Annotated in this window: 10 protein-coding genes; 5 read left to right on the top strand and 5 right to left on the bottom strand. The window is 36.5% G+C overall.

The annotated features are described in order from the left end of the window. Window positions 1-3: 3 nt before the first annotated feature. The 3 genes from GOQ16_RS03570 to GOQ16_RS03560 all read right to left on the bottom strand — a co-directional run bounded on the left by GOQ16_RS03570 (window position 4) and on the right by GOQ16_RS03560 (window position 3,142). On the bottom strand, window positions 4-1,857 hold the full coding sequence (locus GOQ16_RS03570; protein WP_160067974.1) for a Xaa-Pro dipeptidyl-peptidase: 1,854 nt from the start codon (window positions 1,855-1,857) through the stop codon (window positions 4-6). Window positions 1,858-2,018: 161 nt separating this feature from the next. Continuing rightward, window positions 2,019-2,636, bottom strand: a complete 618-nt coding sequence (locus GOQ16_RS03565; RefSeq protein ID WP_160067972.1) for a DUF8845 family protein — start codon at window positions 2,634-2,636, stop codon at window positions 2,019-2,021. Continuing rightward, a complete protein-coding gene (locus GOQ16_RS03560) occupies window positions 2,633-3,142 on the bottom strand; it encodes an RNA polymerase sigma factor (RefSeq protein WP_160067970.1) in 510 nt (169 codons plus the stop codon). Before GOQ16_RS03560 ends, GOQ16_RS03565 begins: the two co-directional genes overlap by 4 nt. A gap of 89 nt (window positions 3,143-3,231) precedes the next feature. On the opposite strand from GOQ16_RS03560, the gene radA reads away from it, so the two are divergent. Together radA and GOQ16_RS03550 are read left to right on the top strand one after the other, a co-directional pair. Next, window positions 3,232-4,617 (top strand): DNA repair protein RadA, encoded by a 1,386-nt coding sequence (gene radA / locus GOQ16_RS03555; protein WP_160067968.1) that lies wholly within the window; start codon window positions 3,232-3,234, stop codon window positions 4,615-4,617. Between the two features lie 322 nt (window positions 4,618-4,939). Beyond that, window positions 4,940-5,479: an STM3941 family protein gene (locus GOQ16_RS03550; RefSeq protein WP_160067966.1), complete on the top strand. Its 540-nt coding sequence runs from the start codon at window positions 4,940-4,942 to the stop codon at window positions 5,477-5,479. Window positions 5,480-5,631: 152 nt separating this feature from the next. On the opposite strand, the gene GOQ16_RS03545 is transcribed toward GOQ16_RS03550, so the two are convergent. Further along, window positions 5,632-6,300, bottom strand: a complete 669-nt coding sequence (locus tag GOQ16_RS03545; protein ID WP_160067964.1) for a TlpA family protein disulfide reductase — start codon at window positions 6,298-6,300, stop codon at window positions 5,632-5,634. A 65-nt stretch (window positions 6,301-6,365) separates the two neighbouring features. Between GOQ16_RS03545 and GOQ16_RS03540 the strand changes: the two genes are divergently transcribed. The 3 genes from GOQ16_RS03540 (at window position 6,366) to GOQ16_RS03530 (ending at window position 12,215) form a co-directional block, all read left to right on the top strand. Then, window positions 6,366-7,526 (top strand): methionine aminotransferase, encoded by a 1,161-nt coding sequence (locus tag GOQ16_RS03540; RefSeq protein WP_160067962.1) that lies wholly within the window; start codon window positions 6,366-6,368, stop codon window positions 7,524-7,526. 125 nt (window positions 7,527-7,651) lie between these two features. Next, complete coding sequence (gene nagB, locus GOQ16_RS03535; protein WP_160067960.1) at window positions 7,652-9,574, top strand: glucosamine-6-phosphate deaminase; 1,923 nt, start codon at window positions 7,652-7,654, stop codon at window positions 9,572-9,574. 178 nt (window positions 9,575-9,752) lie between these two features. After that, entirely contained in the window at window positions 9,753-12,215 is a 2,463-nt protein-coding gene (locus GOQ16_RS03530; RefSeq protein WP_160067958.1) for a TonB-dependent siderophore receptor, read from the top strand. A gap of 68 nt (window positions 12,216-12,283) precedes the next feature. On the opposite strand, the gene GOQ16_RS03525 is transcribed toward GOQ16_RS03530, so the two are convergent. After that, the gene (locus GOQ16_RS03525) at window positions 12,284-13,240 is read right to left on the bottom strand and encodes a helix-turn-helix transcriptional regulator (protein ID WP_160067956.1); all 957 of its coding nucleotides are present in this window, start codon (window positions 13,238-13,240) and stop codon (window positions 12,284-12,286) included. Window positions 13,241-13,317: the final 77 nt, after the last annotated feature.

Here is a 13,317-nt window from a genome sequence, read left to right as displayed (position 1 = left end):
AACTTATTCCGTAGCCTTCAAAAACGACTCTTTACCGCCTACAATTGGTAAGCTAATGCTTGTTCCATTTAAGTCTATTGTAATTTCTGTTCCAGCTTTTGGCCATAACGTAAATTCTTTATCACTTGAGAAAAGCATTAAACCAATTTGCTTGCCAGCTGGTATAATTTGATCATCGGGTTGTAAATCAAATTTCAAGTCATAGAATTTACCCGCCTTTAAAGGAATTCCTTTGGTAATTGACTTATAATTTTGGGGATCTGCCCAACCGCGTGTAATGATGTTATCTGTTATTTTGGATTTTTCATCAGCCGACCAAGGTAGTGCGACCAACCACACAGAGAAATTCGCAGCAGATTTGCTTGCGGCTAATTTAACTGATACACTAGCAATACCTGAGATATGCAAGTCTTGTTTTAGCACAGGACTTACGTATAATAAACGATTTTCAGACTCTTTAGCCGTTGCCAAATCTTTACCCGAAAAAGAGACATCATCTACCAATACTTCTTTGCTTTTAGTTGTTGGTTTCACCAATTGCAATGTTCCTGCGGAATTGCCTCCCTTCCCCAAATACAGCTTGACATCTGTAGCCGCAGGGTTAGGATAATCAGCATAAGATGTAGGATTGTTTTGTTTGTCATTTTCACGTACAATCCAAGATTTTGGGTCTTTCTCCACTCCATTTTCAATATTAAATAGAAAACGTGTAAACCATTTGTTCATCATTGCATGAGGAGGTTCACCACCGTGCCCCCCTTGGTGATAGTAGATTTGCACAGGTAATCCTTTTGCTCTTGCTTCATAGTAAATACGATAACTATGCTCGGGCATTACGTTCCAATCGTTGAAACCATGCGCCATTAACAACGCAGCCTTAAAGTTTTTCATCGCATTCAAATAGTCACGACCCGCCCAAAAAGCATTATAATCTCCACTTGCTCTATCTATACCATTGAATATTTCGCCATCGCGATACGTCTTATTATTATAAGCTCTCTTATCTTCTGCCCCACTATGAATAAAATCGTACAATACATCAACGTCCTCACCCAAATAACCACCTGGACTACGCACCAAACCATTGGAACGGTAATAATGGTAGTAGGAAGTATTTGGCGCAACTGGAATTATCGCCTTCAATCCTTCAACTCCAGTAGTCGCAGCAGCTATTGGAAGCGTGCCATTGTAGGAAGTTCCCGTCATTCCGACATTGCCTGTACTCCAAAATGCGTTTATTTTCTCTTCTCCATCAGGGGTTGTATAGCCATTATCTTTGCCGGAAAGCCATTCAATGACAGCTTTGGGAGCTAAGGATTCATTAATACCGCCTACTGTTGGTGAACCTTGTGATAGACCTGTACCCGGAGAAGAAGAATGCACAACGATAAATCCACGAGGAACCCATGTCCCAATTAAAGTATTTGAAATAATAGGTCTTTTACCTGTTCGCACTACATTTGGATGCACACGAGGTTTAGGTGGTTTAGTACCAAGTTCATGATTTACGTCCCACATGATGCCGTCTATATCATCTGCTACACCTGCATAATACGGACTTGTTTCGTAGATAACAGGCAATTTCAATTCCTTGTTTTCTGTTTGATAAGGACGTGTAACACTCACATGCATACGGTCAAGCTTTCCATCACCATCCGTATCAAATGTAGTTTCTACCCACAAGTCATGGCGTATCCATTTCTTCGCATCCTGAAAAGCAGGTACAATTTGCGCTTGACCATCTTTGAATAAAGGAGCTGCGCTCATTGAATCTTGTGTTGCCTGTGCAAAAGATGAAAAACCGAATACAGTGAATAGAAGCAGTAAGTAGATTGATTTGGAATGTATTTTTATCATATAACAGTTAATTAATAATGAATTAGATATTCTAAACTAAGGAAAAACGGGGAGTTGCCAATGCACTTGAAATCAAATATTAATAGTTATGCTCGAATAGTAAGTAAATATTAAAACAATCTTTTATTTTGAATGTGTTGGAATAAAAATGGTAGGCTTGTTTAAGAATTTTCTTCTGAATCTATTGCTATTAAATGATCGTAATTTATCATCAATTTCTTTAACAAGAATCCATACACCAATTTGTAGTAAAGTTTTACTAATTTTCTGATTAGCAGAAAAAACAAAATTAAAAACACACTTATAAATATAATTTTACCCCATATTGCTATTTCATTACGTTCCTTAATTAAGAAAAAAACGTACTGATTAATAAATGCAACTACCAACCATAATAAATTAAACTTGATATAACGATCAGTATTCTTTCGAACTGCTAGTATACCATCAAGTAACAATTTTGTGCTTTGAAAACTTTTGATGCTTTTATATAATTTTAAGAAACTAAATATGAAATAAATAATTACGATATAAAAAGCAATTGCAAACACCCAATTAGTAATAAATTCTATAGTTAATTCATTAGGAATTTCAAATATAAAAAAAGGAAATAAAGATAAACTTAACCCCAGCAATAATTCTGAAGAACAGATTATCAACAGCCATTTTACGATAGATGACGAACTTTTGTGAATCATCGTAATAATATCTTCTTGTTTGAATTTTATAAAGTCTTCTTCTTTTTGCCAATGTGTTTTTAATAAATCTAATTCATTCATGATAATCCTCCTTGTTGAGCAATTTTAGTTTTAATTCTAGTTTTAATACGGTTCATTTTTACTCTTGCATTCACTTCGCTAATACCCAGAGTTTCCGAAATTTCGCCATAATCCTTATCTTCCAGATACATATAGATCATTGCCTTTTCGATGTCATTCAGTTGCCTAACGGCTGCATAGATGAGTTGCAATTGGCGCTCTTCGTCCGAATTGTATTCTTCGTATCGCATATTTTCAATCGAAATATCCCATTTAACGGTGCTTACTTTTCGTTTTGAACCACGATATAGCGTAATGGCTGTATTCAACCCTATTCTATAAGCCCAAGTCGTAAATTTGGCATCGCCTCTGAAAGTTGGGTAAGCCTTCCAAATCTGAATGGCCATCTCCTGAAATAAATCTTTATGCGAATCGATATCCGTGGTATAGAACTTACATATCTTGTGCAAGATATTTTGGTGTAACTCCAGCAAACTAGTAAACTCGTTTTCGATTTCTTTTTTCATAATTGCTAATAGGTCGAAAATAAGTAGATATTGTTACAACTTGCAGCAAATATTTTTTGGTGACTTTCAAAATTTAGTAATTTAGCCTAATGGCAAAATCAAAATCGGCATATTTCTGTCAATCTTGCGGCAATGAATCGCCTAAGTGGCTTGGACAATGTCCATCGTGCAAGCAATGGAATACTTTTGTAGAAGAAGTAGTTGCTCCAGCGTCTTCGCGCGTACCCGAATGGCGTAGTACGACAACAATCGGCTCACCAAAAAGACAGAACAAAGCCGCCATCATTCACGAAATTGTTTACAGTGAAGAGCAGCGCATCATCACACCAGACAAAGAATTTAACCGTGTATTGGGAGGTGGAATTGTTCCAGGTTCTTTGGTTTTGATTGGCGGCGAGCCGGGCATTGGTAAATCCACATTGATGTTGCAATTGGCACTTTCTATACCACAGATTAAGGTATTATATATTTCCGGAGAAGAGAGCGAACAACAAATTAAAATGCGTGCAGAACGTCTTTCCCAACATTCGAAAGCAAACTGCTATATCTTAACAGAAACTTCAACGCAAAATATATTCAAACAAGCGGAAGTAGTTGAACCGAATTTGGTTGTGATTGACTCTATCCAAACTTTGCATTCGCAACAAATAGAATCTGCACCAGGATCTGTTTCGCAAGTTCGTGAATGTACTGCGGAATTATTACGCTATGCAAAAGAGAGCAATGTTCCTGTATTTATTGTAGGACACATTACGAAAGATGGTTCTATCGCTGGTCCAAAAGTGTTGGAACATATGGTCGATACCGTATTGCAATTTGAAGGTGATCGTCACCACGTGTACCGCATCTTACGTGCGGTTAAAAATCGTTTTGGCTCGTCATCCGAATTAGGAATCTATGAAATGCAAGGTTCGGGATTGCGTGAGGTGTCCAATCCTTCCGAAATCATGATTTCTCAACGCGACGAACCAACTAGCGGTGTAGCAATTGCTACGATGCTCGAAGGCATTCGTCCATTGATGATAGAAGTACAGGCTTTGGTCGGAAATTCTGCCTTTGGTACGCCACAGCGTAGTTCTACGGGATTTGACACCAAAAGATTGAATATGCTCCTAGCTGTATTAGAAAAACGTTTTGGTTTTCGTCTAAGTGCACAGGATGTATTTTTAAATATTACAGGAGGTCTACGTGTAGAAGATCCTGCAATTGATTTGGCTGTCATCGCAGCCATAATTTCCTCACAACAAGATATCGCATTGCCAACAAATATTACTTTTGCTGGAGAAGTAGGTTTATCCGGTGAAATACGCGCTGTAAACCGTATCGAACAACGTATAGCAGAAGCCGAGAAATTAGGATTTGAAGGAATTTTTATCCCAAAACACAATACCAAAGGACTAGATCCGAAGAAATACAATATCGCTATCCGACCTGTAGCAAAATTAGAAGATATATTTAGGGCGTTATTTGGGTAGGTTGCACGACCTATTAAGACAATCGTCATTGCGACGAAGTAATCTTAATGTTTAAGATTAACCGTCATTTCGAACAAAGAGAGAAATCTAAATCCTTAATCTTAGTCAATACTAATTTTAGATTTCTCTTCCTCCCTCATCGCAATGAGGAACAAATTAACTTATTCTATAGCTAATTCGCAGATACCCTTTTACTAACAAGCCCTCCTTTTTAAACAACTCGGTAGATTTAGCAGTATATCAATATATTGAACTAGCAACTTTAAAATAGTTGCGTATATTTAAAGGTTAGGCGATATATGATCCAAACTCCCGTCCACAAATGAATAAAATAGAATTTTACTCCAATAAAAAGAAAGCACTTTTATTACTAATAGGTTCCTTAATTTTTGTAATACTTGGTATCTATCTTTTTCTAAATGCTGAAAATATGGCTAGCTACAGAGTCAGAAATCCTCTGTTCATAAAAATTTCAGGAATTACATCAGTTTTATTTTTTGGCTTTGGTGTTTTTGTCTCAATAAAAAAGTTATTAAAAAATAAATTAATGCTAATAATTGATGAAAATGGAGTAAATGTGAACCCTAAAAAAAACGAATATATAAAATGGGGTGATATTGAAGGATTTGCAGAACTAAAAATCAATAGCGTAAAAATAATTATTATTCAAATCAATAATGCAGAGGAATATATTAAGAAAGAAGACAACAAGCTGAGAAAAAAACTGATGAGATTTAATCTTGAAAATTATAGTTCACCTTATAATATTTCTGTTGCAACAATGAATACAAATTATAATCAACTATTAAAAACTCTAAACGAAAACCTTATAAAAAACAAAAACTGCCACCAACATCTGTAACTGTTGCACAACCCCCCTAAAAGTCTACAAATCAAAATATTAAACCTCTTTAAAGACTCTTTTAAGCGAGGTTTGTTGTTTTATTATTACATAAAAATGCTTTACCCGGATGTATTGTATAAAGCATTTTATATTTTCAATTCCTGCTTATCCTACTTCAATACCTCTTCCAATTTTTTTCTCAGATCATCGCCATGCAAATTACGCGCAACAATTATCCCTTCGGGATTGACTAAAACATTTTGTGGAATAGCCTTTATACCATACACACCAGCCGCGCCATTGTTCCAATGCTGTAAGTCCGAAATATGCTTCCATGTCAATTTATCATCTTCAATGGCTTTTTTCCACGCATTGATGTCTTTGTCAAAAGAAACGCCTAATATTTCAAAGTTTTTGTGTTTAAAGTCATTGTAAATCGCCACTAATTTCGGATTCTCTTCACGGCATGGAGGACACCAGGAAGCCCAAAAATCAACCAAAACATATTTACCTTTTAAATCTTGCAAAGAATAGGGATTCCCTGCTAAATCAAACTGCGTGATTCCTGGAGCCTTTTTCCCTACAGAGGAATTTTCCAATGCTTTCAAATACCGATCAAATATCTTTCCTTGTAAAGATTTTCGAACAGATTTATCCACTTTTTTGAAATACGTACGCATTTCTTTGTAATCCGGATTATACGTATCCAAACGTTGAATAACTTGAAGCACGTTAGGATCTTTTGGGTTTTCCAAAATCTGCTTAATCTTTTCTTCTTTTGTTTGCGCAAAAATTAATACAGGAAAAACGAGAGCTATTATAAAAAGTATTTTTTTCATTCCAGTAAGATTTATTGTTCAAATATAAAATAATCTACTACTTTAGTATAGTTATAAAATCAAAAATGACACAAAGTTTTCAAAGCAATTTTAAATCTAAGCTACCCCACTCGACAGTAAGTATTTTTTCACGAATGTCGCTCCTCGCGCAGCAGCATCAATCTATTAATCTTTCACAAGGATTTCCTGATTTTGACATTGATCCAAAATTGACAACACTTGTGACTCAATATATGCAGAAAGGGTTTAATCAATATGCGCCCATGCCGGGAACTATTGAGCTCCGAAAAGCGATTAGCGAGAAGTACAACCATTACTACCAAATAGCGCTAGATCCGAACGATGAAATTACCATAACTGCTGGAGGGACGGAGGGATTGTATTCGGTGATTGGAACATTGATACATCCAGGCGATGAAGTTATTATTTTCGAGCCTGCTTATGATTCGTATAGTCCGAGTATACAATCTTTTGGCGGAAAAGTAGTTCCAATCGAACTCCATGCGCCTGATTTTGCTATTGATTGGAATTATGTGAAATCAAAAATCACAGAACGCACGAAGCTAATTATTATAAACAACCCCAATAATCCAACAGGAAGAATTTTAGCTAAAGAAGATATCGCCGCACTAGAGAATATCGTGGAAGAAACTGGCGTTTTTGTATTGAGTGATGAAGTCTATGAGCATATTGTTTTTGACGGGAACAAGCATATTTCTATTTTAGAATCTGCTATTTTACGTCAGAATGGTTTTGTGGTCGCTTCCTTTGGAAAAGTATTGCATGCTACAGGTTGGAAAATGGGTTATGTCGTGGCAAATCCATTTTTGACGGCGGAGTTTCGGAAAATCCATCAATTCAATGTTTTTTCTGTCAATACCCCTATTCAATTTGCGGTAGCAGATTATTTGAGTGGTGTCGATTATTATCAATCTTTGACTCCATTATTTCAACAAAAGAGAGATTTTGTGGTAGATAAATTAAGTTCTAGCCCATATAAGGTTTTACCATGTGAAGGAACGTATTTTTTATTGGTAGATTATAGTGCGATAGCACAAGAAAAAGAGCTAGACTTTGCAGAAAAGCTTACTAAAGAGTTCAAAATAGCGACAATTCCTGTATCTGCGTTCTACAGTAATGAGGTTAACCAAAATTTACTCCGAATATGCTTTGCAAAAAAGGAGAAGACTCTTAATCAGGCGTTACAAAACTTGCTAAGCCTATAAATTGCGCAACGGTTTGACTTTTTATTTTATTTAGTAAATAATAAATATTTAGCTTTTTATTTATTAACAAGGGCTTTTTATTGTTAAATTTGCAATTCACGATTTATCATATATATACCTCATAAATGGCAAGATTAAATTTATTAGAGGAAACACGTTTTGAAAAAGTACCGGTTACGGTATTCCCAAATCAAGACGTTGCTTCGATTCAAGTTGCAAATCGTATTGCCTCTATCATTAAAGAGAAGCAAGCTAAGGGCGAGACTGCTGTATTAGGGTTAGCTACAGGTGCGACACCCATTAAAGTGTACAAAGAATTAGTTCGTCTTCACAAAGAAGAAGGTTTGAGCTTCAAAAACGTTGTAACTTTCAATTTGGACGAATACTATCCAATGCAACCTACAGCTGCGCAAAGCTATGTTACTTTCATGAATAAAAATTTGTTTGACCACGTGGATATTCCACGCGAAAACATCAATATTCCTGATGGAACTTTAAATGAGGACGAAGTACAAGCCTTCTGCGAAGCATACGAGCAAAAAATCACAAATTTAGGTGGATTAGATATTCAGATTTTGGGTATTGGTCGTACAGGCCACATCGGTTTCAATGAGCCGGGATCTGCTCCAAACTCCGGTACGCGTATCGTTACTTTGGATGATTTGACACGTCGTGATGCCTCACATGATTTTGGAGGTAAAGAAAATGTGCCTACAAAAGCGATCACAATGGGCGTTGGTACGATTTTCAAAGCTAGAGAGATTATCTTAATGGCTTGGAACGAGAAGAAAGCTGAAATCGTTAAGAAAGCGGTAGAAGGCGAAATCTCTTCGGATATTCCAGCAACTTTCCTTCAACTTTCTGATCATGTAGAGTTTATCTTGGACGAAGGTGCTGCTTGCTTGTTGACACGTTTTGACACACCTTGGTTAGCGCATGATGTAGAATGGACGGATTCATTAATCAAAAAAGCGGTAGTATGGTTGTCATTAAAATTGAACAAAGCAATTTTAAAATTAACCGACGACGATTATAACAACAATGGTATGGCAAGTCTTTCGACAACGAAAGGTCCTGCTTACAGCATCAATATCCGTATTTTCAACGAATTACAACGTACGATCACAGGCTGGCCAGGTGGTAAACCAGGTGTAGATGATTCAAATCGTCCAGAGCGTGCAGAACCAGCACGCAAAAATGCGATTTTGTTCTCACCACACCCTGATGATGACGTAATTTCAATGGGTGGTACATTCATCCGTTTGGCAGATCAAGGTCATAACGTACACGTAGCTTACCAAACTTCTGGTAATAATGCGGTATGGGATGATGATGCGAGAAGATTCTTAGAATTTGCGACTGATATCACAAAAGAATTAGGCGAAGATACTTCTAAATTGGACGAGTTATATAAAGAGTCTAATGCATATTTTGCGAAGAAACAACCGAAAGAAATCGATCCAGATATCATTCGTAAAGTAAAAGCATTCATCCGTAAAGGTGAAGCTATTGCGGGATCTCGTTTTGTTGGTTTACCTGATGAAAATATTCATTTCCAAGATTTACCTTTCTACGATCGTCAAAAATTCTCGAAAGATGTATCGTTTGAGGATGATATACAACAAACAATGGAATTGATGCGTCAAGTAAAACCGCATCAAGTATTTGCTGCTGGTGATTTCCACGATCCACACGGCACGCACAAGGTTTGTTTCGATATTATTTTGGAAGCATTGACAAGATTACGTGCTACGGAAGAATGGGCTAAAGATTGTTGGTTGTGGTTGTACCGTGGTGCATGGTACGAATTCCCTATCCACGAGATCGAAATGGCAGTTCCACTTTCTCCACAAGAGGTTAAGCGCAAACGTTTAGCGATCTTCAAACACCAATCGCAAAAAGATCTTCCTGTATTCCCTGGTGATGATCCACGTGAGTTCTGGGTGAGAGCAGAAGATAGAACAACGTACACTGCAGGTTTGTACCACCAATTGGGTCTTGCAGATTACGAAGCTATCGAAGCTTTTGTAAGATGGAAATTTGATTAATCATTTACAAATATTTTAAACGCCATCCCGAGGGATGGCGTTTTGCATTTAAGGTATATATGTAAGTCTGAAATACACAAGTTATTTCGGATTATTAAACTTTTTATCGGATTATTTATTTTTTGATTTCATTCAACAAACTAGTTTTGCTCTCAATTTAGAATTAGTTTAAATAAGGATGAAAACAAAAATATATTATTCTTTGCTGAGTGTCATGAGTATAGGCGCTGTTGCACATGCCCAGACAACTGTAAAAGGTAAATTAGTAGACCACCAAGGAAATGGGATTTCGAATGTAAATATTTCAGTAGCGAATGCCAAAACAACCTCAAACAGCACAGGTCATTTTCAATTATACGTTCCACAAACTGGTCATTTTACCCTAACTGTATCAGGTGTTGGTTACCGTAATGATAGCTTGCGCGTATCGCCCAAAGGCAGTGAAACAAATTTGCAGCCTTTCGTCGTGCATAAAGCGCACAATGAGATTGATCAAGTTGAAATACATGGTTACAATTCAGTAAACAATAAAAAAGTAGGTGTTGCCAAATCAGGAATTACAGACAAAGACTTGCCTCAATCCGTACAAATTATCAACAAGCAAGTAATTCGCGATCAACAAATAAACACGCTCGGAGATGCATTAAAAAATGCAAATGGTATAGCCTTGGGTGCGAATCGTGGTGGTGTTGGTGAAAATTTTTTTTCTAGAGGCTATAGTCTGGGTGGAAATAATATTTTCAAAAACGGTGCACGAACCAATAATGGTGGACAAATCGAAGCCAGTACATTAGAATCCGTTGAAATACTTAAAGGTTCTGCCGCACTATTATATGGCGGCGTGACTGGCGGTGCTGTTGTCAATTTGGTTACCAAGAAACCAAAATTTGAATTAGGTGGCGAAGTTTCCATGCGCTATGGATCTTGGGACACCTATAAGCCTACGCTGGATATTTATGGACCACTATCAGAAAAGATAGCATTCCGATTTGTAGGTACAGGAAGTACAGCCAATAGCTATAGGGATGTAGTAAAATCTGATAGAATCTATGTAAATCCATCTGTATTATATAAGATTTCGGATCAAACCGAATTAAACTTCAATTTTGATTACCTGAAATCAAATTACACCCCTGACTTTGGAATTGGCTCAGTTGAGGGAAAAATCAATGATCAAGTCGGTCGTGAAACGTTTTTAAATGTAAATGGTGCTTTCAATAACACCAATTCTACGAATGGTCAGGTAGCTTTGGATCATAATTTCAATGAAAATTGGAAATTGTCAGCAATAGCGAGTTTACAAAACTACAATCGCAATTATTATGGTTCGGATAGATTACAGGCCAATGCACAAGGTCTAGCTCCTAGAGCTTTAAGCCGCAGTGCCACAGAAGAATTTACTAAGAATCAACAATTAAACCTGACGGGTAATTTCAATACGGGAAGTATCAAACATCAGTTACTTTTTGGCGCAGATGCTGATCAAGCTTCGACCAAAGCATATGCTTATAATATATACGCCGATCCTTCTAAACCCAATACACCTACTACAGCATATGATAATATAAATGTCTTTGATAAATCTACTACACGATCTGATATCCCCGAATGGTCTAACAATACTTGGACTAAAACAGATGTATTCAGGTATGGAGCATTTGCGCAGGATTTAATTTCTTTGACAGAAAAAATCAAAATATTAGCGGGTATTCGCTATACTTACCAAAGAACACCTTATTCGGAGAAATACACCTATAAGACTGGAGTGAGTGAAACTGTAGTAAATAAAGACGCTAAAGGAAATGAAGTTGGCGCAAAAATTGACAAAGCGTGGTCTCCTAAATTTGCATTGATTTATCAGCCAATACCTACATCAACTGTATATGTTAGTTATGCGAATAATTTCACATCGAATAGTGGTTACGACATCAATTATCAACCATTAGCTCCTTCGATTATCGATCACTATGAAGCTGGGATCAAAAACGATTTTTTTAAAGGACATCTGACGGCTAATCTGACAGCCTATAGAATTAATAACAACAATTTCACGCAGATGGCTATTTTGGATGCTAACGGTTCTACTAATGGAGATACTAACATGAAAGAATTCTCGGGTAAAACCTCATCTGACGGCGTGGAACTAGATATAACTGGACAATTATTGCCAGGATTAGATATTATGGCAGGATACGCATACAACTTTATGCGCTATACGGAAACTTTGGACATTATTAAGTTTAAGAATGCCGATGGCAAAGATGCCGAAAATTCAGGTAATGCGGTGGGTGATCGACTTGTAGGAACAACTGCACACACCGGAAATACAACGCTATTCTACACCTTGCAAAATGGTGCATTCAAAGGATTAAAAATTGGTGCTTCGGCATTCTACACAGGCAAGCGTAATGCAGGCTGGAATAATTCGAAAATCAATGTTCGTGATGGCGTGAATAGACTAATTCCAGTCGATCCATTTACGACGTTTGATTTATCGGTAGGATATACCGCAAAAAGATTCAGCATTCTAGCAAAAATGGCTAATGTAACGGATGAATTGAGTTATTACATACATGAAAATTATTCAGTTAATCCAATCCCTCCCCGCAACTTTATGACAACAATAAGTTACAAGTTTTAAAATTTCCAAAAAAACGCATAAAAGCCATTCAATGAGAATGGCTTTTATGCGTTTAATAGTTTCTTTGTTTACAATATGCCCATATAGCTTCCTATTTCCGTTATTACATGTTGTACGCCTTCTTGCGCAACTAGAAAAGAATAACGAAGTGAATTTGGGATAAAGCCAAAATATTTTTTGAAAGCTGTGGTAAAGTGGGTAGAATGTTTATAGCCTGTCATTCGCGCCACATCAACGACTCTATACTCTCCTGTCATAATTAATTCCTTCGCGTGTTCCATCTTCCGCTCGGTAATGTAATTCATGACGGTTTTACCAAAATGTTGCTTAAAATATTTCTTCAAATACTGCTCATTCGTTCCGACTAATCGAGCTAACTCGGCAATGGTATGATTCTTTGACAAATCTTTATCAATAATGGATTTGACCTGAATTATTTTATCGTAATGATTTTTATTTAAAATTACTTCGCGCTTATCATTCTCGGCATACAGACCTTCAATTTGGTGTACCAAAGCTTCAATCATTAATGCCTGTATACGAAGATTATTCAATTGGTGATCTCTCTTTGCTAAATCCAAAATTTGATTGATAGCCAAAGCAATACGATTATCGCTTTTGGTTAAAAGTCCATTCTCAAAGCGATGTCGCTCCGTTTCGAATTTATGCTGAAAATCTCTTAACAGATTCTTAGGGACAAAAAGAGCGATTGCAACATTATTGCCGTACGTATTTTTCCATTCAACCGAATCCCCTATTTGTATAGGATGAAGTATATTTTCTCCTCCACGAATGACATACGAATTGTCTTTAACAAAATATGGTGAAATGCAAGGAGACGAACTTGAAGGAAATAATATATTCAAAAAACCATCGACAGGACTCGCAATAATTGAAGAGGACAATTCATCAAAAATGACATAATGCAACTCAATATGGAAAGAATTCAGCGAAATCTCCGATTCTAGTCTACTTAATGGATCGACTATTTCTGATTGTGAAGCATTTTTTCCCGATTCCGTCATTTTATTATTTAGAATAATTCTAGATTTGCAGCGTAATATTTATTTAGACTGGTTCTAAAGAATATCAAAATTAATAT

The sequence above is a fragment of the Sphingobacterium bovisgrunnientis genome (assembly GCF_009829085.1).
Classification (GTDB): Bacteria; Bacteroidota; Bacteroidia; order Sphingobacteriales; family Sphingobacteriaceae; genus Sphingobacterium; species Sphingobacterium bovisgrunnientis.
This window is presented reverse-complemented; position numbering and strand designations above follow the sequence as displayed.

Bases quoted from the DNA above. Each gene is read 5' to 3' on its own strand.
- radA (WP_160067968.1), top strand. From the start codon at position 3,232: ATGGCAAAATCAAAATCGGCATATTTCTGTCAATCTTGCGGCAATGAA.
- GOQ16_RS03530 (WP_160067958.1), top strand. From the start codon at position 9,753: ATGAAAACAAAAATATATTATTCTTTGCTGAGTGTCATGAGTATAGGC.
- GOQ16_RS03565 (WP_160067972.1), bottom strand. From the start codon at position 2,636: ATGAATGAATTAGATTTATTAAAAACACATTGGCAAAAAGAAGAAGAC.
- GOQ16_RS03570 (WP_160067974.1), bottom strand. From the start codon at position 1,857: ATGATAAAAATACATTCCAAATCAATCTACTTACTGCTTCTATTCACT.
- GOQ16_RS03540 (WP_160067962.1), top strand. From the start codon at position 6,366: ATGACACAAAGTTTTCAAAGCAATTTTAAATCTAAGCTACCCCACTCG.
- GOQ16_RS03550 (WP_160067966.1), top strand. From the start codon at position 4,940: ATGAATAAAATAGAATTTTACTCCAATAAAAAGAAAGCACTTTTATTA.
- nagB (WP_160067960.1), top strand. From the start codon at position 7,652: ATGGCAAGATTAAATTTATTAGAGGAAACACGTTTTGAAAAAGTACCG.
- GOQ16_RS03545 (WP_160067964.1), bottom strand. From the start codon at position 6,300: ATGAAAAAAATACTTTTTATAATAGCTCTCGTTTTTCCTGTATTAATT.
- GOQ16_RS03560 (WP_160067970.1), bottom strand. From the start codon at position 3,142: ATGAAAAAAGAAATCGAAAACGAGTTTACTAGTTTGCTGGAGTTACAC.
- GOQ16_RS03525 (WP_160067956.1), bottom strand. From the start codon at position 13,240: ATGACGGAATCGGGAAAAAATGCTTCACAATCAGAAATAGTCGATCCA.